This is a genomic window from Stenotrophomonas sp. CFBP 13724 (assembly GCF_014841975.1).
Lineage (GTDB): Bacteria > Pseudomonadota > Gammaproteobacteria > Xanthomonadales > Xanthomonadaceae > Stenotrophomonas > Stenotrophomonas lacuserhaii.
The window spans coordinates 514461-534171 of the sequence record NZ_JACYUW010000002.1 but is presented as its reverse complement, the minus strand read 5'-3'; the positions used below and the strand labels follow the sequence as shown (position 1 = coordinate 534171).

Sequence of the window (19711 nt, the reverse complement as noted above, 5' to 3'; positions counted from 1 at the left end):
GACGACGGCCGGATCATCCACCCCATAGGTGTCAACCTATGGCAGGACGGGTCACCTGGCGGGGGGAGCGGCAGATGAGAAGCCCCGGGGGTTCGACGGATCTGCAGGAGCAGATCCGGACTGCCGAAGGCTGGCCCCTAGCGCAGCCCTCAATCCCCCGACGCGTACAACAGCGCGATGTCCCGATGGTGCGACTGGCATTGCGGCCCCTCCTGCTTGACCACCGCTCGCTTGGCTTCGACCACCACCACGCAGCCGTTGGCGAAGCGGTACGAACGCTCGCCCGACGCGGTCGCCTCCTCGCGCGGCACCTCGTCCATTGGGCGCTCCGGCGCCGGGGCCGCTGTGTCGGCTGGATGCCCGCCATCGGCCGCCACGGATGCAGGGTCCGCTGCAACGGGGGCTGCAGGCGCCGGCGCCTGTGCCGTGCACGCGGTCATCAAGCACAGCGCCGCTGCCGACCCGGCGATGTGCAGCAGGTAGTGGGTCGGCGCGCGGCGCTGCAGGGCGGTATCGGGTGAAAACAGCATCGACAGTCCTCGCGTAATGGGTGATCACCCGACACTACCTGCGCGTGCATTGGCATCCTGCGAACAACGCGTTGTGTCCTGCCACACCGGCCTTGCTACGCTGGCCAGCCCTTCCCCTCCGTGTACCGCATGCCCCCTGACCCGCCGTCCAGCCCGAGGCTTTACCAGTTCTACGTCGGCGGCACCGCAGGCCGCGCCAACATCGAACTGCACGACGTGCAATTCGCTGCCGTGCGGCGCGTGCAGGATGCCTACCCTGCCCTGCGCGAGGCCTGGTTCGGCGATCCCGGCAGCCTGCACCTGGATGGCTACAGCGTCATCGACTGGGCCGATGGCTTCGACGTCCATCTCGCGCCCGAGCCCGACCCGTCCGGACTCACGCTGTTCTTCGTCAACATGGGCGGCTATCGCGCAGACAGCCTGGCCGAGCTGCATGCGTTCGGCCTGTTCGTGGCAGCCGATGCCGCAGGGGCCAAGGCCAAGGCGCGGCGCAGCCTGCTGCAGGGCGCCCGGCAACTGCACAAGGATGACCTGCGCGAGGTCGACAACTGCCTGGCTCTCGGCGCGTTCGGCGACCTGCACGTGCATCTGCGACCCAATCCCTCCGGCAGCCCGCCACGTCCGGAATGGCAGGGCTACCGCCCCATTGCGCGCAAGACCGGGAGCGGATGAGCTGACAGCGTTCCATCAGCCGGGCTGTCATGGCAGCGATATCTACCTATAGTAAGTTACTTACAGTAACCAACCGACGGATATCCATGCATACGCTCATCGTGGTCCCCCACCCCAACCCTGACGCCCTTACCCACGCCATCGCAAAGCGCGTGGCCGAAGGCATCACCCACGCCGATCCCACCGCCACCGTCGAGATTGCAGACCTGTCCGCGGAAGGCTTTGACCCGGTTTTCAACACAGCAGACATCGCCCATTTCGAAAAGCGCGCTGCCGCTCCCGATGACGTGGCCCGGGAACATGAGCGGCTCGACCGCGCCGATACGCTGGTGCTGATCTATCCCCTTTACTGGTGGTCGTTCCCCGCGCTGCTGAAGGGTTGGATAGACCGCGTTTTCACCAACGGCTGGGCCTACGACGAAAACCCTGACGGCAAGGTCCTGAAGAAACTGCAGCGCCTGCAGGTACACCTGGTCGCCAATGGCGGCGCCGACGCGGGGATGATCGAACGCCACGGTTATGCCACGGCCATGACCACCCAGATCGACCACGGCATTTTCGACTACTGTGGTGCGAATGTCGCCAGTTCAACGCGCCTGCTTGCATCGGATCCCGGCTTCCCGGCCGCGCACCTGGACACCGCTTTTGCGATTGGACGCCGCATCGCCAACCCGGAGGACTGAGTCGTTGTCCAAGCATCCCGCCGCCAACACGCCGAGTGCGCGCCGCCGCCTTCCGCGCGAAGAACGCACGCGCCAGCTGCTTGACGTGGCGTGGGCGCTGATCAGCGAGGAAGGCACCGACCAGCTGACGCTGGCGCGGCTGGCCGAGGCGGCAGGCGTCACCAAGCCGGTGGCCTACGATCACTTCGGCACGCGCAATGGCCTGCTTGCCGCGCTTTACGAAGACTATGACGTGCGGCAGACGGTGATCTTCGATACCGCCGTTGACGCTGCCAAGGCAACGCTGCCGGAAAAAGCGCGAGTGGTCGCGGCCAGTTATGTGGAGTGCGTCCTGACCCAGGGCCAGGAGATTTCAGCCGTCGTGGCCGCACTCGGCGGCTCGCCTGAACTTCAGGCGGTCAAGCGCAGTTACCAGCATGCATTCATCGAAAAGTGCCAGCGCATATTCGCCCCCTTCGCGGGCACGGCGGGAGTATCCAACGCGGGCATGTGGGCGGTGCTGGGCGCGGCCGATACGTTGTCGCAGGCCGCAGCCGACGGCGATATCAGCAGGTCTCAGGCCAGTGACGAACTGATGCAGACCCTGCTTGCCGTGGTGAAGCGGAGCGCGTGACGCCCCGCTTCTCCTTGGCGCACATCAACTGCTCGACAGCTTCATCAGCACCAGTCCACACACGATCAGCACGGCCGCGCCGATGCGCATCGCACTGACCTGCTCGCCCAGGAACACGATGCCCACCACGAACGCACCGACCGCGCCGATGCCGGTCCAGATCGTATACGCGGTGCCCAGCGGCAGGCTGCGCATCGCCACGGCCAGCAGCCAGAAGCTGGCGATCATGCCGACCAGGGTGATGAGCGTGGGGGTGAGCTTGCTGAAGCCTTCGGACTGTTTCATCGAAACGGCCCAGACTATTTCCAACAAGCCAGCAAACAGAAGATAGATCCAGGCCATGGCGGCCTCCTTTGCAGGGGCCAGGCCGTCCTGGACATTTCAACCCGGTGTGGGGGAGGCCGTTCCTCCGGGAGGGAGTCTAGCAACCCACGTCAGCAACGGCCTTGCCGGAGCTGGTCGGGTCACAGGTGATTCAGTGCAATCTTCTGGCTAACCTCTACGCGCATGCGCTAGAATGCGCGCCTGCCATCGCCCAGCGATGTGCAGTCCGGACTGGGTTCCAAGCGCATCGCGCTGCGTCCCCACATCCGTGACAGGTCGCCGGCAAGGTGACCACGTCTCTATGGTGGCCCCGTCGGCCCCTCGCGACGCTAGATCGAAAATCCCGCCAGGGCCGGAAGGCAGCAACGGTATCGATCGACGCGGGCGCCGAGGTCAGCCGGCGGGGTCGCCACCTTTTCAGCCACACCATTTGCAGCGCCGCGCAATGCACGGCGCCGGCGGCAGGTGCCGACTTTTTATTACGCCCCAAGGCTGAAGCCATCCTGCCGATGATGGCGCAATGCCAGCAGGTGCACGGCGCGATCGTGGATGGCGTAGAGCACCAGGTAGTCATCCAGCACGTACTCACGCAGCTCAATGGTATTGCCGAGCAACTCACGCACCCGTGCCGCCAAAGCCACTACACGCGCCCCCTCCAGATTGCGCGGTTCGAACTGACGTCCGGCTTCAGGAAACCGCATCAGCAGTTCCGGCAGGAAACCCGCTGCCCGATCCAGTACCACTTGTGCTGCGTCGACAGCCCCGAGTTCCAACAGGACATCCACCGCCGCTTCAAGCGAGCGTTCGTACGCTGGATGGGCGTGCACCGCCCGCACGCGCGGCTCAGCCGCGCGTGGCACGCTTCACTCTGTCCTGCAAGCGCACCCGTACCGCGGCCGGGTCAGCACCCGCTTCTCCCGCTCTCACGCGCTCCAGCCCCTCCACCACATCGCGCAATGCAGACAACTGCTGCACCTCGCGCTCAAGCCGGTGGTAGTAGTCCAGCTTCCGGGCGTCGACGATGGCGACATAGCTTTCGCCATTGCGGGTTATGACTTTTGCATGCCCGTTGCGGGCATCTTCGGCCAGCGCAGTGAAGCGGGCACGCACCTGATTCAGCGGAACGATGTCATCGCACAGGTCCATGGGCTCTCCAGCCGAAGGGTTGCAAACACTTTAACGCATGCATTAAACCCGATCAAATGGCCGCCGCGTCACGGCACGCCGAGCCCGGCGGCCCCACGCCTCGTCGTCAGGGCGCCTGCATCGCCGTCGGCGGCGCCAGCGGCACGCATTCGCCCGGTATCGCCACGCGGTGACCGCGCGCGCGCAGCGCATCGCCATCGCTCACGCTGGCGTAGTGGTAGAGCATCATCCGCGCCTGCAGTTCGGCGCTGTACTCACGTTCCAGATCATCCACGCCGGTGTGCGACGGGTTGCCGTGCAGGCCGCAGTCGTGGGCGATCAGTTCGTTGTCATCGGCGAACCGCGCGAGCATTTCCGGGATCGGGCGCGTATCGCCACTCCAGGTCAGCGCGCCCTTCAGGCGCAGCCCGTAGGCCGTTTCCGGCCAGTGGTGGCGGGCCGGGAACACCTCCAGCCGCACCCCCTCGTGCCAGAACGCATCGCCGACCACGATCAGCTGGAAAGCGTCCCAGAAATTGGCGCCGCCCTCGGCCAGCACGTTCGGGTAATCGCCGATACGCTTGTGCAGCAGCGGCAACACCGGCGCCGGCACGTACACGCGCACCTTGCCGCGACGCTGAGCACTGAAGAAGGTATCCACGAACAGGCGCTCGAAGCCGGCAACATGGTCCAGGTGCACATGGGTGACGAACAGCGCCTGCGGCATCTGACCGTAGTGCGCCTGGAAGGCCGTCAACCCTTCGCCGCCGCAATCGATGGTCAGCCAAGGTTCGCCATCACGCTCGATCACCGACATCGGCGAACCGAGCTCCACCGCCGACGCATTGCCGACGCCGAGAAAACGCAGCGACCAGTCCATCAGGTTCCCCGGTTCCACGCCAGGTCGTAGGCACGGCGCAGGCGGGCGAAGTCTTTCTCGACCTCATCGGTGCTGCGTTCGCCGCGCAGTTTCAGCAGTGAACGCAGCAGGCGCTTGAGGTTACGCTCGCGCCAGGCGGTGGCCGGAATGCGCTGCACGCCGCGATCGAAATCGATCAGCCAGCCATGCCCGTTGCCATCGAACAGGATGTTGTGCGCGTTGAGGTCGGCATGGTCCAGCCCGGCGCGATGGAATCGCGCAATCAGCCGGCCGGTTTCTTCCCATGGCGCGCCACGGCCCGCGACCAGGGCACGATCGGCCAGCGAGCGGACATCTTCGATGCGTTCCATCAGGATCGCGCAGCGGTAACGCAGGCCTTCGCGCATGTAGTACGCGGCGATCGGCCGCGGCACCGGCAGCTTGAGTTCGCGCAGCGCGCGCATCAGCCGGAATTCGGCGAAGCTGCGGGTGTGCTGCGAACCCCGCCACAGGTACCGGTCGTGGCTCAGTTTGGCTACCAGGCCGCCGCGCAGGTAGTGCCGCAGCACGCTGGGGCCGAACGGTGCGTCGACGAACCAAGCACTGCCCCGACCGCCCTCGTCCACCGGCCGCGCCCGCTCTCCCCAGTGCTGCGGCGAGAACAGACTGGCGTCGGCTTGCCGCAGCCGTTCGCGGTCGAACAGAATGGCACCCATGCCGCGACCATCACGGCAAGGCGTCAGCGCTTCATTGGCGTCGAATGCGACCATTCCTTCGAGTCTAACAACACCATGGCATCACCGTCCTCTTCCCTGTGCCTTTTGCGTTTGTCCGCGCTGGGCGACGTGACCCATGTGGTGCCGCTGGTACGCACCCTGCAGGCAGCGCGGCCGGGCGCCCAGATCCACTGGGTGGTCGACAAGGTGGGCCTGAAGCTGCTGGATGGGCTGCCCGGGGTGACGTTCCATGCGTACGACAAGAAGACCGGACTGGCGGGCATGAAAGCCCTGCGCGCGGAGCTGCCGGGCGAGCGCTTCGATGCCCTGCTGCAGATGCAGGTGGCGTTCCGGGCCAACGTGCTGTCGGCCTTCATACCCGCCCGTCGCCGGATCGGTTATGACCGCAGCCGCTCCAAGGACCTGCATGGACTGTTCATCAACGAGCGCATCCCGGACCGTCCCGGCATCCACGTGCTCGACGCCATCGGCAGCTTCTGCGAGCCCCTGGGCCTGAAACAGACCGAGGTCAGCTGGGACCTGGCGGTGCCGGACGAGGCCCACGCGTGGGCGCAGGCGCAGTGGCAGGACGATGGTCGGCCGGTGCTGATGATCTCGCCTTGTTCCAGCCACGAGCGGCGCAACTGGTATGCCGACCGCTACGCTGCGGTGGCCAACCACGCCAGCGCACGCGGTTGGCGGGTCGTGCTGTGTGGCGGCCGCAGCGAGCTGGAACGGCGCACCGCCGATGCCATCAAGGCCCAGCTGGTGCAGCCGGCGCTGGACCTGGTCGGCAAGGACACGCTGAAGCAGCTGCCGGCCCTGCTGGCCCGCGCGGCGCTGGTGATGACGCCGGACTCCGGGCCGATGCACATCGCCAATGCGATGGGGGTGAAGGTGCTGGGCCTGCACGCGGCGAGCAATCCGCACCGCAGCGGGCCGTATTCGGACCGCCGCTACTGCGTGGACCGCTATGACGACGCGGCGCGCAAGTACCTGGGCAAGCCGGCCAGCGCGCTGAAATGGGGCACCAAGATCGAGTTCGACGACGTGATGGAATTGATCACGGTGGAAGACGGCATCGCCGCATTCGAACGCTACGCCGCCCGGTAGTGACGGCCGCTGGCCGTCAATGTGGAGGCGCCGCTACCGCCGCGTCAGCCGGCGCGGTAGTCCTTGTACGACTTCTCTTCCACGTAGGCCGAACCCAGCGCCAGGTTGATCGCCTTCTTGATGCGCGCGCGCTCGTCGTTGCGCAGGTAGACGCTGCGCGCCAGCGCGACGAAGGCATCGCCGAAGTCACCGGCCTTGTCCTGCAGGCGGATGTTGTCTTCGATGTCCCACAGCTCTTCATTGATCGCTTTCAGGTCGGCACGCAGCTGGGCCACGTCCTTGCCGCCGGCCGGGTGCGCCATCCAGGTCTTTTCCAGCGCTGACAGCTCGGTGCGCACGTTGGCCAGCTTGGCCTCGTCACTGATGCGCTCGGACTTGATCTGCAGGATGGAGATCTTGTCGAGCAGTTCGCCGAAGGCGACGGGGACGAGGATTTCAGCGGTCATGGGAGCACTCTCTGGAAGCAGAAGAGGATGATAACGCGCGTCGGGTGGGTGACCGGTAAATGCGCGCCCCCTGCGCTGCGCTCGGGGCCAGCCATTCGGCTGTCCGGTTCTGCTCCTGCAGAACCGTCGAACCCCGCGTCGGTTCTCTCCTGCCCGCTCTCGGCCACGCAAAAAGAAAAGGGACACCCGTTGGGTGGCCCTTTGCTTTTTGTCTGGCGGAGAGGAGGGGATTGCTGGGTGCATCCCTGCACCCAGCCCCTGCGCTGCGCTACGGGGCCAGCCATTCGGCTGTCCGGTTCTGCTCCTGCAGAACCGTCGAACCCCGCGTCGGTTCTCTCCTGCCCGCTCTCGGCCACGCAAAAAGAAAAGGGCCACCCCTTGGGTGGCCCTTTTCTTTTTGTCTGGCGGAGAGGGGGGGATTGCTGGGTGCATCCCTGCACCCAGCCCCTGCGCTGCGCTCCGGGCCAGCCTTCGGCTGTCCGGTTCTGCTCCTGCAGAACCGTCGAACCCCGCGCGGGTTCTCTCCTGCCCGCTCTCGGCCACGCAAAAAGAAAAGGGCCACCCGTTGGGTGACCCTTTTCTTTTTGTCTGGCGGAGAGGGGGGGATTCGAACCCCCGAGGCGCTATAAACGCCTGCCTGATTTCGAGTCAGGTACATTCAACCGCTCTGCCACCTCTCCGGTTTCCCCGGCGTACCGGGGACGCGCATGATACGAGGATGCGCGGATATTCACAAGCCATCACCGGCAAGAAAGTGAAACTCCGCTGACTTCGCCGCTTGTCGGATGTCCGCCCCGCCGCGATGATGGCGTTCTCCCTGCTGCATCCCCCTTTCCTGCGCGACCCCATGATCGAATTCGGACACCTGACCCATCCCGGCCTGCGCCGTGCGCTGAACGAAGACACCTACTACGGGGACGGTGAGCTGGCACTGTGGCTGGTCGCCGATGGCATGGGCGGTCACGCCTGTGGCGAGGTGGCTAGCGCGCTGGCACGCGAAACCATCGTGCGCGAGATCCGCCGCGGCGTGCCACTGGCCCAGGCCATCCGCACCGCAGACGAAGAAATCATCCGTGCCTCGCGCCGCCGCAACGACACCCTGCCGATGGGCACCACCGTGGTGGCCGCGCGCGTGCAGGGCAACCGCTACGAAGTGGCCTGGGTGGGCGACAGCCGGGCCTACCTGTGGCGCGACGGCCAGCTGGCCCAGCTCAGCCAGGACCACAGCGTGGTGCAGGAGATGCTGACCCAGGGCAACCTGACCCCGGAACAGGCGCGCGCGCATCCGCATCGCAACGTGGTCACCCAGGCACTGGGGGTCACCGACCCGGCGCATCTGAACGTGGCCACCACCGCCGGCGAGCTGCGCCCGGGCATGCAGCTGCTGCTGTGCAGTGATGGGCTCACCGAAGAGCTGGACGACAGCGGGATTTCCCGCACGCTGGCCTTCGATGACACCAGCGCGCAGGAATGCGTGGATTCGCTGGTGGCCGCCGCGCTGGATGGCGGCGGTTCGGACAACATCACCGTGGTGCTGGTGCGCTGCCACTGAGGCGTGCTGGCGAGGGTAGAGCCGACTTCAGTCGGCTGGTTTCACGAGGCGGTGCCGACCGAGGTCGGCACTACCAGGCCGGGGTCAGGCCACGGCGGCTTCTTCCTGCTTCGGGCCATCCCACAGGGCGTGGCCGGCCTTCTTGCGCAGCCGCTCCAGCCGGGCGGCGTGGGCTTCCAGTTCCGACGCGGTGGCCTGCACGCGCGGGCGCGGCAGCAGCTTGGCCGGGTCGAACCCCGCCAGCGCCAGCGCCGCCGCACTGCCCTCTTCGCCCAGGTCGAAACCGAGGTCGTCCTGGCCGGAGGTCAGCGCGATGTACACATCGCCGAGGATCTGCGCATCGAGCAGCGCGCCGTGCAGCTGGCGGTGCGAATTGTCCACGCCCAGCCGCTTGCACAGCGCATCCAGCGAATTGCGCTGGCCCGGGAAGCGCTCACGCGCCAGCGCCAGCGTATCCACCACGGTGCAGCGGTCGGTGATCTTGCCGAACTGCGGCCCCAGCCGGGACAGTTCGTTGTCCAGGAACCCCAGGTCGAAGGCCGCGTTGTGGATGATCAGCTCGGCGCCGTCGATGAAGGCCAGGAAGGCCTCGGCGACCTGCGCGAAGTCCGGCTTGTCGGCCAGGAAGTCGAGCGTCAGCCCGGTGACTTCCTGCGCGCCGGGTTCGAAGTCCACGTCCGGCTTCAGGTACTGGTGGTAGTGGTTGCCACTGGGCCGGCGCTTGAACAGCTCCACGCAGCCGATTTCAACGACGCGGTTGCCTTTCTGCCAGGCCAGGCCAGTGGTTTCGGTATCCAGGATGATCTGACGCATGGGCTCAGTTTACCGCCATGCCGGTGTCGCGCACCCGGGTAGCAGCTTCGCGCGCCAGCACGTCCACACGTTCGTTGTCCGGATCGCCGGAGTGGCCCTTCACCCAGCGCCAGTCGATCTGATGGCGCAGGGTCGCCGCATGCAGGCGCTCCCACAGTTCGCGGTTCTTCACCGGTGAGCCGCCGGCGGTCTTCCAGTTCTTGCGGATCCAGCCGGGCAGCCATTCGGTCAGTCCCTGGCGCACGTACTGCGAATCGGTGAAGAGCACGATCTGGCAGGGCTCGCTCAATGCTTCCAGGCCGGAGATGGCGGCCATCAGCTCCATCCGGTTGTTGGTGGTGTTGAGCTCGCCGCCGCTCAGTTCACGCTCGTGCGCCTTGTAGCGCAGCAGGGCCGCCCAGCCACCCGGGCCGGGGTTACCGAGGCAGGAGCCGTCGGTGTGTACTTCAATGGTTTTCATTCGTTTCCAGGATCGATCGGGTCATGCCGGGGGTGGCCAGCGGCCCCTGCCAGCGTACCTTCAGGGGCGTCGGCCCCGGCAAGGCAAACGTGCGTTTTTCGGCGCTGAACAGACACGCCGCGCGCAACGGTGACATTGTGCCGCCCCCACCGCCGGACGGCCACAGCGGGCCGATGTAACGGGTGGGCCCGCATTCCAGGCCAACCCGCTCCAGCAGCTGGCGCAGGCGCTGCGGGGTGCGCACCACCATGCCATGTCGCCGCCATTGCGTACGGTAGGGGCTGAACGGGTTGAGACTGCTCAGGAACAACTTGCCCCCGGGCATCAGCACGCGATCGCACTCGGCCAGCAGCAGGCCCGCATCGGCGGCGGTCACGTGCTGCAGCACGATGGCGTGGACGCTTTCATTGGGCAGCGGCAACGGCAGCGCGCAGCGGGCCTCACCGGCATACCCCGTGCCGTCGCGGTACAGCCGCAGGCCACGTCCGCTCAAGGCCGCGCCCTGCAGCCAGCGCGGGCTGGGGCTGATCCACAACCACGGCTGCGCGGGCAGGCCGGCCAGCTGCGGCAGCAGCAGTTGCTGCTCCAGCTGATACAGCAGCTGCGCCGGTTCGCTGTCGAACCACGTTTCGGGTGTCGCTTGACGGAGGCTCTGCAGCGCGGGCATGGTCCGATTCTATGCGACTCACTGCCCTGCCCGCATTGGCGGACAATTACATCTGGTGCCTGGCCGGCGACGACGGCGCGGCCGTGGTCGTCGATCCCGGCGATGCCGCGCCCGTGCTGGCCGCCGTCGAGGCGGGACTGCGGCCAGAGGCGATCCTGCTCACCCACCACCACGATGACCACATCGGCGGAGTGAGTGCGCTGCAGGCGCGTTTTCCCGGCATCAGGGTGATCGCGCCACACGAACCGCGCATTCCGATGGCGACCGAGCGCGTGGCCGATGGTGAACACGTTCAGGCAGCGGGGCAGAGGTTCCACGTAGTATCCGTGCCCGGGCACACCCTCAGCCATGTCGCGTTTCACACTGATGAACACCTTTTCAGTGGAGATGCATTGTTCAGCCTGGGCTGTGGGCGCCTGTTCGAAGGTACGCCGTCCCAGCTGCTCGCCACCATGCGCAGCCTGGCGTCCCTGCCGGGCCAGCTGCTTGTCTGCTGTGCCCACGAATACACCGTGTCAAATGCCGTCTTCGCGCGGCATGTCGACCCCGCCAACGCTGCCCTGAGGCAGCGCCATGAGGAGGCACTGGCCATGCGCCGCGATGACCGCTCCACCCTGCCCGTGCTGTTGGCAGACGAATTACAAAGCAATCCGTTCCTGCGTACCCACACCGCGCCCATCCGTGCGGCGGTGTCGGCTTATCTGGGGCGGGAAATCACCGACGATGTCGACGTGATGGCCGGACTTCGGCACTGGAAAGACGGCTTTCGCGCATGAGGCGCCGAAGTCCAGCGCTTGCCCTGGGGATCATGCTGGGGCTTGCCGGAACCGCCAACGCGCAGTCGCTGGGCGCAGGCCTGACCCAGAATCTCGCCGGTGCCGCGTCACTGCCGCTGGATGCCGCGACCCTGCCGGCCCCCAGCGTGCGCAATGGACAGGACATCTTCGCCAGCTTCCGCGAAGGCCTGGCTGAACCGACGTGCGATGCCGAGGCCACCAGCCCGCGCTGGCAGAAGCAGTTCGCCCATGCACCTGCGCGACTGGCCAACCAGAACGATGATGCCCTGGTGCTGTTCGGCTATGTGGTGGAAGAGCTGCGCAAGGCCAGCCTGCCCACCGAGTTCGCCCTGATTCCTTTCGTGGAAAGCGGCTACCGCCCGAGCGCGCGCAGCGCGGCCGGTCCGGCCGGCCTGTGGCAGTTCATCGCCACCACCGCGCGCAACCACCGCGTGCCCATGAGCGAAGGCTATGACGGCCGTCTGTCGGCGGTGGATTCCACCCAGGCCGCGGTGCGTTACCTGAAGACCCTGCATGGCATGTTCGGCGGCGACTGGCGGCTGGCCACCATGGCCTACAACGCCGGCGAGTACCGGGTGCTGCAGGGCCTGCGCAAGGCCGGCATGAACGCCACCAACGCGGTGCCGGCCGAGCTGCCGGGGCTTTCGCCGATCACCCACGCCTATGTTGAAAAGCTGCATGCCCTGGCCTGCGTGCTGGAAAACGCCGAAGAGCAGCCCTCGGTGATGGCCTCGCTGGACCGCACCGTGCCGGTGCTGAAGAGCCACACCCTGCCCGCTGGCACCAGCGTGCAGCAGTGGGCGGCCCAGCGTTCGCTAGACCCGGCGCGGATTGCCCGCCTGAATCCGGCCGCCAGCGGCCGTGCCCGCCCGCAGAACGCACCCGTCCGCCTGTTGGCACCGGCCACTACGCCGGCCGTGGATGCCTCGACGATGGTGGCCAGCCTGGATGAGGCTGCAACGCCGGCCGTCGCTGTGGCTTCGGCACAGCCGGCACCGGCCGCTGCACGCAGCGTGGCCAGCGCGGCAGATCGCCCGCGCAATCGTCGCCACACGGTGCGCAATGGCGAATCGCCATGGACCATCGCCCGCCGTTACGGCATGCCGGTGAAGGCCCTGCTCAGCCTCAATGGACTCACCGGCAAGGCCGTGCTGAAGCCAGGTGCCGTGCTGCGCATCGAAGACTGACCGGACATCAGTTCGATCGGACAACAAAAAGCCCGGCAGTGCCGGGCTTTTTGTTTACCGCCGCTGCCAACCCTTACAGGTTGGCCTCGGTGGTCTGTACCACGAAGCGCTTGCGGGTGGACTTGACGAAGGCGTCGGCCGCGGCCATGCCATCGATCTGGCTCAGCTGCTGCTTGAGCTGCTGGCGCTGTTCGGTGGTGACTTCCTTGACGTTGCCCGGGGTCACCTTGGTTACCGCGAACACCACCGCACGCCCCTGCACGTCCACCTTGCCGTAGCTCGGCTTGCCTTCGGCCGGCAGCGACGCACTGAATACCGCGCGGTTGATCTCGGCGGTCGGCACCGGCTGGGTACGCGGCAGGCCCGGCATCGGGCTGACCTGCAGCTTCTCGCTTTCCGCCAGCGCCTGCAGCGTCTGGCCGCCCTTCAGCTTGGCCAGCAGCGCATCAGCGGCCTTCTCGGCGGCCTGGCGGGTACGATCGGCATGCACCGCAGCGATGACCTGGTCGCGCGCCTTGTCCAGCGGGATGGCCTGCTCCGGGGTGTGCTCGGCCACGCGGATCACCACGCTGTGGTTGCCCGCTTCGTCCAGCGCGATCGGATCGCTCGCGGTGCCATCCTGTACCAGGATGTCGGAGAACGCAGCGCGCAGCACGGCCGGGTTGGCCGCGATGCCGGTGGCATCCTGGCGGGTGAACGGACCGACGGTCTGCAGCGGCAGGTTCACTGCCTTGGCCGCAGCAGCCAGGTCGCTGGGGCTCTTGTTGGTCGCATCGACCACGCGCCCGGCCAGCTCGGTGTAACCGCGCTCGGCATCGGCCTTGGTCTGCTCGGCCATCAGCTGGTCGCGCACTTCTTCGAAGGAACGCCCTTCACCGCCGCGCACTTCGCGCACCTGGATCACGTGGTAGCCGAAATCGGTCTTGACCGGACCGATGATGTCGCCGGCCTTGGCCGCGAACACCGCATCTTCGAACGGCTTGACCATCGCACCGCGATCCACCCACCCCAGGTCGCCACCCTGCTCCTTGGAGCCGGTGTCATCGGAGTTGGCCTTGGCCAGTGCGGCAAAATCGGCGCCTGCGGCTTTGGCTTCGGCGGCCAGCTTGGCCGCCTTGGCTTCGGCGCCGTCACCGGTGCTGATCAGGATGTGGGAGGCCAGGCGCTGCTCCGGCGTGGCAAAGCGCGCCTTCTCTTCTTCGTAGCGCTTGCGCAGGCTGGCTTCGTCCGGGGCGGCGGGCGCCGGCAGCGTGGCACCGTTGATTTCCACGTATTCCAGTTTGACCGACTCGGCCTGGCGGAAATCCTTGGTATGCGTGTCGTACCACTGCTTGATCTGCGCATCGGTGACCGGCGCGGTGTCGGCCGGCTGCTCGGGCAGCATGGCGATCTCGACGTCGCGGGTTTCGCCCAGCAGCTTGAGCAGGCGCTCGGTTTCGGCTTCGGTGACGAAGCCGGAGTTCTGCAGCGCGCTGGGGATGACCGACTGCTGCAGGCTGGTGCGGACCAGCTCGGCGAACATGTCCGGCGTGCGCGGCGGGTTGCCGCTGGCCAGCGCGATGCGGTACTGGTCGCCGTTGAACTTGCCGTCCGGGCCAAGGAAGGCCGGGATGGCCGCGATGTATTCGCGCACGGCGTCATCGCCGATCACCACGCCGGACTGTTCGCCGGCCAGTCGCACCACCTGTTCGTCGATCAGCTGGTCGAGCACGGCGAGCTTGTTCTCGGCGCTTTCGAAGGCGCGCGGATCGAAGTCCTCGCCCTGCTGCTGGCGCACGCGGGCGCGCTCCTGCTCGAAGCGCTCGCGGAATTCCTGCGAGGTGATTTCGTGGTGCTTCCACAGCAGGCGGGCCGGCCACCAGGACGGAGCCGAGGACCACCAGGAAGGCGGTGCCGATACTCTGGCCACGTTCTGCGCACCGACGCCACCGAGGTAGCTGCTATCGATGACGAACAGGAACGGGATCATCAGCAGCCCCAGGATCACAGTGACGATCCAGCCCGAGGTCTTGTCGCGAAGTTTCTGCAGCATGGGAAAAATCATGGCCTGAGTGGCGAGCCGCGCAGTGTAACCCGCTTCATGCGCAGGCTCCAAAGCACCGGCTGCAAGCGGCGGCGCGTGCCCGGATCCGGGGCATAAAAAAAGCCCCTGGTTTTCACCAGGGGCTCTTCAATCGTGGCGGAGCGGACGGGACTCGAACCCGCGACCTCCGGCGTGACAGGCCAGCATTCTAACCAGCTGAACTACCGCTCCGCGTTGAAACTTTGCAGGCGCTCATTCTATCCGAAGATGGTCTGATTGCCCAGCCTCATGAACACTTTTTTTAGAAGTTTTTCACAAGGTGTTACCAAATCTGCAGTGGCGGAGCGGACGGGACTCGAACCCGCGACCTCCGGCGTGACAGGCCAGCATTCTAACCAGCTGAACTACCGCTCCGTGCTGCAAAACTTTTTGCCTTCCACGCCGCCGAAGCGGTGGAGAAAACAAAGCCCCCAGGGTGAACCCGGAGGCCTCGTTGAAAATGGCGGAGCGGACGGGACTCGAACCCGCGACCTCCGGCGTGACAGGCCAGCATTCTAACCAGCTGAACTACCGCTCCACATTTCAAACTTTACCGCGGTGCTGTGGTGGGTGCTGAGGGTTTCGAACCCCCGACCCTCTCCGTGTAAAGGAGACGCTCTACCGCTGAGCTAAGCACCCCAGCGAGCCGCTTAGTTTACAGCATCCTTCAGGGCCTTACCAGCCTTGAAAGACGGATTCTTCGAAGCAGCGATCGCGATGGTGTCGCCGGTCTTCGGGTTGCGGCCGGTGCGGGCAGCGCGGTCACGGACCTGGAAGGTGCCAAAGCCGACCAGCGTCACAGCATCACCGCTCTTCAGTGCCTTGGTGACGGCAGCAACGACGGCATCGACAGCGCGAGCGGACTCTGCCTTGGTCAGGTCAGCGGTCTCGGCAACGGCGTCGATCAATTCGGTCTTGTTCATTCTCTACAGCTCCTTATTGCGGGGGACCCGCGGATTAGCCAGGGAAGCCATCGTTGCGTGCAGCACGCACGACGGCAAATCGGTTCGGTTCGGCGAATTGGATGCAGCTGATTCGCGAGTGCTGCTTTTATACCAGTGGCCCCACACCCGCGCAAGCCGAAAACCCAGCAATGACGCGGGTTTCGGCCGTTTGCGGTACGCGTTTCAGTGCTTGACGCGCGTGGCGGAAGGTGTCTTGGCCTTGCTGCGAACAGTGACGCGCTCCGCAGTCTTACGCGTCTTCTTTGGGGTCAGTGGACGCTCCAGTGCCAGGTCGAGTACCTGCTCGATGTACTTCACCGGAATGATGTCGATATCGCGCGTGACATTGGCGGGGATATCGGCAAGGTCCTTGCGGTTCTCCTCCGGGATGATCACCGTGCGGATGCCGCCACGCAGTGCCGCCAGCAGCTTTTCCTTCAAGCCACCAATGGCCGTGACGCGGCCGCGCAGGGTGATCTCGCCGGTCATCGCCACATCGGCCCGCACCGGCACCTTGGTCAGGATGGACACCAGCGAGGTCACCATCGCCGCGCCGGCGCTGGGGCCGTCCTTGGGCGTGGCACCATCGGGCACGTGCACGTGCACGTCCTGCTTCTGCAGGAACGCGGCATCGATACCGAACTGCACCGCGCGCGAGCGCACCACCGACAGCGCCGCCGAGGCCGATTCCTTCATCACGTTGCCCAGCTGGCCGGTCAGGATCAGCTGGCCCTTGCCCGGCACCAACGTGGATTCGATCTGCAGCAGGTCGCCGCCGACTTCGGTCCATGCCAGGCCCGTCACCAGGCCGATCTCGTTCTCTTCTTCGGCGCGGCCGAAGTCGAAGCGGCGCACGCCCAGGTACTTGTCCACGTTGCTGCCATCGACCTGCACCAGCGCGCCCTTCTTCGCTTTTTTGCCCTTCACCGCCTTCGGCTTGGGCAGGCCGGCCGGACCAGCCAGCGCGATCTCCTTGACCACCTTGCGGCAGATCTTGGCGATTTCGCGTTCCAGGCTGCGCACGCCGGATTCGCGCGTGTAGTAGCGCACGATGTCCTGGATCGCCGCGCCGTCGATTTCCAGCTCTTCCGGCTTCAGGCCGGCCGCCTTGATCTGCTTGGGCACCAGGTAACGCATGGCGATGTTGAGCTTCTCATCCTCGGTGTAGCCGGGGATGCGGATCACTTCCATGCGGTCCAGCAGCGGGCCGGGAATGTTCAGCGAGTTGGACGTGGCCACGAACATCACTTCGGACAGGTCCAGGTCCACTTCCAGATAGTGGTCGTTGAAGGAGTTGTTCTGCTCCGGATCCAGCACTTCCAGCAGCGCCGAAGACGGATCGCCGCGGAAGTCCATCGACATCTTGTCGATCTCATCGAGCAGGAACAGCGCGTTCTTGCTGCCCACCTTGTTGAGGTTCTGCACGATGCGGCCCGGCATCGAACCGACGTAGGTGCGACGGTGGCCGCGGATCTCGGCCTCGTCGCGCACGCCACCCAGGCTCATGCGCACGAACTTGCGGTTGGTCGCCTTGGCGATGGACTGGCCCAGCGAGGTCTTGCCCACGCCCGGCGGCCCGACCAGGCACAGGATCGGGCCCTTCATCTGCTTCACGCGCGACTGCACCGCCAGGTATTCCAGGATGCGGTCCTTGACCTTCTCCAGGCCGTAATGGTCGGCGTCCAGGGTGTCCTGGGCGACCTTCAGGTCCTTGCGCACCTTGGTGCGCTTCTTCCACGGCACGCCCAGGATCCAGTCCAAGTAGTTGCGCACCACGGCCGCTTCGGCGGACATCGGCGACATCTGCTTGAGCTTGGTCAGTTCGGCCTTGGCCTTGGTTTCCACCGGCTTGGGCATGCCCGCTTCGGCGATCTTGCGGGCCAGCTCTTCCAGCTCGCCCGGTGCGTCGTCCAGGTCACCCAGTTCTTTCTGGATGGCCTTCATCTGTTCGTTGAGGTAGTACTCGCGCTGGCTCTTTTCCATCTGCGACTTGACGCGGCCGCGGATGCGCTTTTCCATCTGCTGCACGTCGATTTCGCCATCGACCAGGCCCACCAGCATCTCCAGGCGCTCGCCCACCGGCAGCACTTCCAGCAGGCGCTGCTTGTCGGCCAGGCGCACGCTGATGTGCGCGGCGATGGTGTCGGCCAGGCGCGCGGGTTCTTCGATGCCGGCCAGGGTCTGCAGCAGCTCCGGCGGCAGCTTGCGGTTGGTCTTGACGTACTGCTCGAACAGCGACATCAGCGAACGGGCGATCGCTTCGATCTCACGTGCTTCGCGGCCGTCTTCGGCCTGGATCTCCACGGCGGTGCCCTGTAGCGCGCCGTCACGCTCGCCGACCTGGCTGACCTGCACGCGCGACAGGCCCTCCACCAGCACCTTGATGGTGCCGTCAGGCAGCTTCAGCAGCTGCAGCACCTGGGCGAGGGTACCGACCTGGTACAGGTCGGCTTCCTGCGGATCGTCGGTCTCGGCCGACTTCTGCGCCAGCAGCAGGATGCGCTTGTCCGCTTCCATCGCCTTTTCCAGCGCATGCATGGACTTGTCACGACCGACGAACAGCGGGATGACCATGTGCGGGAACACCACCACGTCACGCAGCGGCAGTACCGGCAGGTCGAGAGTCTCAGTTGGGGAACGGGCCATGGGGGCTCCAGGAAGGGGGGATACGCCTCTCCGGCTCCAGCGGGGCCAGAGACAAAAAAGCCGATGGCCCCGTTATGGGGCCATCGGCGCAAGGATGCAAGACGCTCCTAAAAAATACTTTCAAATCAATCGATTGAAAGAATCATTCAGCGCCAGCGGCCTTCTGTTCAGGTGCTGGCGGGGTCTGGTAGATCAGGTACGGTTCGGACTTGTGCTCGATGACCGATTCGTCCACCACCACCTTGCTGACGTTCTCCTGCGAGGGGAGCTCGTACATGGTGTCCAGCAGCACCGATTCCACGATGGTGCGCAGGCCACGGGCACCGGTCTTGCGCTTGAGCGCCTTGCGCGCAATGGCGGCCAACGCGTCGGGACGGAACTCCAGCTCGACGTTTTCCATCTCGAACAGCTTCTTGAACTGCTTGGTGATGGCGTTCTTCGGCTCGGTCAGGATGGTGATCAGCGCCGCTTCGTCCAGCTCTTCCAGAGTCGCGACCACCGGCAGGCGGCCAACGAACTCGGGAATCAGGCCGAACTTGATCAGGTCTTCCGGCTCCACTTCCGCCAGCAGCTTGCCGATTTCCTGCTTGCGCTCGGACGACTTCACCTTCGCACCGAAACCGATACCGCCCGATTCGGTGGAACGCTGCTGGATCACCTTGTCCAGGCCGGCAAACGCGCCGCCACAGATGAACAGGATGTTCTTGGTGTCCACCTGCAGGAATTCCTGCTGCGGATGCTTGCGTCCACCCTGCGGCGGAACGCTGGCCACGGTGCCTTCGATCAACTTCAACAGGGCCTGCTGCACGCCTTCGCCGGACACATCGCGGGTGATCGACGGGTTCTCGCTCTTACGCGAGATCTTGTCGATTTCATCGATGTAGACGATGCCCTGCTGTGCCTTCTCGACGTCGTAGTCGCACTTCTGCAGCAGCTTCTGGATGATGTTTTCCACGTCCTCGCCCACGTAACCGGCTTCGGTCAGCGTGGTGGCGTCGGCCATGGTGAACGGCACGTTGAGCAGGCGGGCCAGGGTTTCGGCCAGCAGCGTCTTGCCCGAACCGGTCGGGCCGACCAGCAGGATGTTCGACTTGGCCAGTTCGACCTCGTCGTTCTTCTGCCGGCTCTCGATGCGCTTGTAATGGTTGTACACGGCCACGGCAAGCGTGCGCTTGGCGCGCTTCTGGCCGATCACGTACTGGTCCAGGACTTCGAGGATCTCGCGCGGCTTGGGCAGCGAACTGCGCGCCGACTGCGCTTTTTCCTCGAGCTCTTCACGGATGATGTCGTTGCACAGCTCCACGCATTCATCGCAGATGAACACGCTTGGACCGGCAATGAGCTTGCGCACCTCGTGCTGGCTCTTGCCGCAGAAGGAGCAGTAAAGGATCTTGCCGCTGTCCGTGGAACGACCTTGTCGGTCTTCGCTCATGCTTCGCTTACCTGGTTACCCCACCCGTTCGACGGGGGTTCAATTCGAGAATAACACAGGGCCGAGAGGG

At 65.6% G+C, this 19711-nt stretch carries 21 protein-coding genes, 5 tRNA genes and 1 other RNA gene; 8 read left to right on the top strand and 19 right to left on the bottom strand.

Annotation, left to right across the window (positions count from 1 at the left end; translation table 11 throughout):
- Positions 1–149: 149 nt before the first annotated feature.
- Positions 150–530: a hypothetical protein gene (locus IFT63_RS13535; RefSeq protein ID WP_042613369.1), complete on the bottom strand. Its 381-nt coding sequence runs from the start codon at positions 528–530 to the stop codon at positions 150–152.
- Positions 531–659: 129 nt separating this feature from the next.
- On the opposite strand from IFT63_RS13535, the gene IFT63_RS13530 reads away from it, so the two are divergent.
- The 3 genes from IFT63_RS13530 (at position 660) to IFT63_RS13520 (ending at position 2498) form a co-directional block, all read left to right on the top strand.
- Positions 660–1202 carry a DUF1543 domain-containing protein gene (locus IFT63_RS13530; protein ID WP_192084576.1) on the top strand — a complete coding sequence of 181 codons (543 nt, stop codon included), beginning with the start codon at positions 660–662 and terminating at the stop codon, positions 1200–1202.
- A gap of 86 nt (positions 1203–1288) precedes the next feature.
- A complete protein-coding gene (locus tag IFT63_RS13525; protein ID WP_192084574.1) occupies positions 1289–1885 on the top strand; it encodes an NAD(P)H-dependent oxidoreductase in 597 nt (198 codons plus the stop codon).
- A 4-nt stretch (positions 1886–1889) separates the two neighbouring features.
- A complete protein-coding gene (locus tag IFT63_RS13520) occupies positions 1890–2498 on the top strand; it encodes a TetR/AcrR family transcriptional regulator (RefSeq protein ID WP_249404462.1) in 609 nt (202 codons plus the stop codon).
- A 24-nt stretch (positions 2499–2522) separates the two neighbouring features.
- Here the strand turns inward: IFT63_RS13520 and IFT63_RS13515 are convergent, their stop codons facing one another.
- A complete protein-coding gene (locus tag IFT63_RS13515; RefSeq protein WP_042613365.1) occupies positions 2523–2840 on the bottom strand; it encodes a multidrug efflux SMR transporter in 318 nt (105 codons plus the stop codon).
- A gap of 292 nt (positions 2841–3132) precedes the next feature.
- On the opposite strand from IFT63_RS13515, the gene ffs reads away from it, so the two are divergent.
- Positions 3133–3229, top strand: an RNA gene (gene ffs / locus IFT63_RS13510) — signal recognition particle sRNA small type.
- Positions 3230–3301: 72 nt separating this feature from the next.
- Here the strand turns inward: ffs and IFT63_RS13505 are convergent.
- The 4 genes from IFT63_RS13505 to IFT63_RS13490 all read right to left on the bottom strand — a co-directional run bounded on the left by IFT63_RS13505 (position 3302) and on the right by IFT63_RS13490 (position 5576).
- Entirely contained in the window at positions 3302–3649 is a 348-nt protein-coding gene (locus IFT63_RS13505) for a type II toxin-antitoxin system RelE/ParE family toxin (protein ID WP_342450497.1), read from the bottom strand.
- A gap of 16 nt (positions 3650–3665) precedes the next feature.
- Positions 3666–3968: a type II toxin-antitoxin system Phd/YefM family antitoxin gene (locus IFT63_RS13500; protein ID WP_042613362.1), complete on the bottom strand. Its 303-nt coding sequence runs from the start codon at positions 3966–3968 to the stop codon at positions 3666–3668.
- Positions 3969–4074: 106 nt separating this feature from the next.
- Complete coding sequence (locus tag IFT63_RS13495; RefSeq protein ID WP_042613361.1) at positions 4075–4827, bottom strand: MBL fold metallo-hydrolase; 753 nt, start codon at positions 4825–4827, stop codon at positions 4075–4077.
- Positions 4827–5576, bottom strand: a complete 750-nt coding sequence (locus tag IFT63_RS13490) for a 3-deoxy-D-manno-octulosonic acid kinase (protein WP_192084568.1) — start codon at positions 5574–5576, stop codon at positions 4827–4829. The genes IFT63_RS13495 and IFT63_RS13490 overlap by 1 nt, the downstream gene beginning before the upstream one ends.
- 21 nt (positions 5577–5597) lie before the next feature.
- Between IFT63_RS13490 and IFT63_RS13485 the strand changes: the two genes are divergently transcribed.
- Positions 5598–6635 (top strand): glycosyltransferase family 9 protein, encoded by a 1038-nt coding sequence (locus IFT63_RS13485; protein ID WP_192084566.1) that lies wholly within the window; start codon positions 5598–5600, stop codon positions 6633–6635.
- A gap of 44 nt (positions 6636–6679) precedes the next feature.
- Here the strand turns inward: IFT63_RS13485 and IFT63_RS13480 are convergent, their stop codons facing one another.
- On the bottom strand, positions 6680–7081 hold the full coding sequence (locus IFT63_RS13480; protein WP_101098736.1) for a DUF6165 family protein: 402 nt from the start codon (positions 7079–7081) through the stop codon (positions 6680–6682).
- A 589-nt stretch (positions 7082–7670) separates the two neighbouring features.
- Positions 7671–7761: transfer RNA gene (locus IFT63_RS13475), tRNA-Ser, on the bottom strand.
- Positions 7762–7928: 167 nt separating this feature from the next.
- Between IFT63_RS13475 and IFT63_RS13470 the strand changes: the two genes are divergently transcribed.
- On the top strand, positions 7929–8633 hold the full coding sequence (locus tag IFT63_RS13470) for a protein phosphatase 2C domain-containing protein (RefSeq protein WP_042613467.1): 705 nt from the start codon (positions 7929–7931) through the stop codon (positions 8631–8633).
- A gap of 84 nt (positions 8634–8717) precedes the next feature.
- On the opposite strand, the gene dnaQ is transcribed toward IFT63_RS13470, so the two are convergent.
- The 3 genes from dnaQ to IFT63_RS13455 are packed head-to-tail and all read right to left on the bottom strand — an operon-like array spanning position 8718 to position 10573.
- A complete protein-coding gene (dnaQ, locus tag IFT63_RS13465) occupies positions 8718–9446 on the bottom strand; it encodes a DNA polymerase III subunit epsilon (protein WP_042613357.1) in 729 nt (242 codons plus the stop codon).
- Between the two features lie 4 nt (positions 9447–9450).
- Positions 9451–9906, bottom strand: a complete 456-nt coding sequence (gene rnhA, locus IFT63_RS13460) for a ribonuclease HI (RefSeq protein ID WP_042613356.1) — start codon at positions 9904–9906, stop codon at positions 9451–9453.
- The gene (locus tag IFT63_RS13455; protein WP_192084564.1) at positions 9893–10573 is read right to left on the bottom strand and encodes a hypothetical protein; all 681 of its coding nucleotides are present in this window, start codon (positions 10571–10573) and stop codon (positions 9893–9895) included. The genes rnhA and IFT63_RS13455 overlap by 14 nt, the downstream gene beginning before the upstream one ends.
- A gap of 11 nt (positions 10574–10584) precedes the next feature.
- Between IFT63_RS13455 and gloB the strand changes: the two genes are divergently transcribed.
- Both gloB and IFT63_RS13445 read left to right on the top strand, forming a co-directional pair.
- Positions 10585–11349: a hydroxyacylglutathione hydrolase gene (gene gloB / locus IFT63_RS13450; protein ID WP_192084563.1), complete on the top strand. Its 765-nt coding sequence runs from the start codon at positions 10585–10587 to the stop codon at positions 11347–11349.
- Positions 11346–12557: a lytic transglycosylase domain-containing protein gene (locus IFT63_RS13445; protein ID WP_192084561.1), complete on the top strand. Its 1212-nt coding sequence runs from the start codon at positions 11346–11348 to the stop codon at positions 12555–12557. Before gloB ends, IFT63_RS13445 begins: the two co-directional genes overlap by 4 nt.
- 73 nt (positions 12558–12630) lie before the next feature.
- Here the strand turns inward: IFT63_RS13445 and IFT63_RS13440 are convergent, their stop codons facing one another.
- From IFT63_RS13440 to clpX, 8 genes are all read right to left on the bottom strand, one after another.
- On the bottom strand, positions 12631–14589 hold the full coding sequence (locus IFT63_RS13440) for a peptidyl-prolyl cis-trans isomerase (protein ID WP_192084559.1): 1959 nt from the start codon (positions 14587–14589) through the stop codon (positions 12631–12633).
- Between the two features lie 145 nt (positions 14590–14734).
- A tRNA-Asp gene (locus tag IFT63_RS13435) sits at positions 14735–14811 on the bottom strand.
- 106 nt (positions 14812–14917) lie between these two features.
- Positions 14918–14994, bottom strand: a tRNA-Asp gene (locus IFT63_RS13430).
- 86 nt (positions 14995–15080) lie between these two features.
- A tRNA-Asp gene (locus IFT63_RS13425) sits at positions 15081–15157 on the bottom strand.
- 26 nt (positions 15158–15183) lie between these two features.
- Positions 15184–15258: transfer RNA gene (locus tag IFT63_RS13420), tRNA-Val, on the bottom strand.
- 11 nt (positions 15259–15269) lie between these two features.
- Positions 15270–15542 (bottom strand): HU family DNA-binding protein, encoded by a 273-nt coding sequence (locus tag IFT63_RS13415; protein ID WP_042613351.1) that lies wholly within the window; start codon positions 15540–15542, stop codon positions 15270–15272.
- Positions 15543–15746: 204 nt separating this feature from the next.
- Positions 15747–18209, bottom strand: coding sequence for an endopeptidase La (lon, locus tag IFT63_RS13410; RefSeq protein ID WP_042613350.1), 2463 nt, complete (start codon positions 18207–18209; stop codon positions 15747–15749).
- 142 nt (positions 18210–18351) lie between these two features.
- Positions 18352–19641, bottom strand: coding sequence for an ATP-dependent Clp protease ATP-binding subunit ClpX (gene clpX / locus IFT63_RS13405; protein WP_042613349.1), 1290 nt, complete (start codon positions 19639–19641; stop codon positions 18352–18354).
- Between the last annotated feature and the right edge of the window lie 70 nt (positions 19642–19711).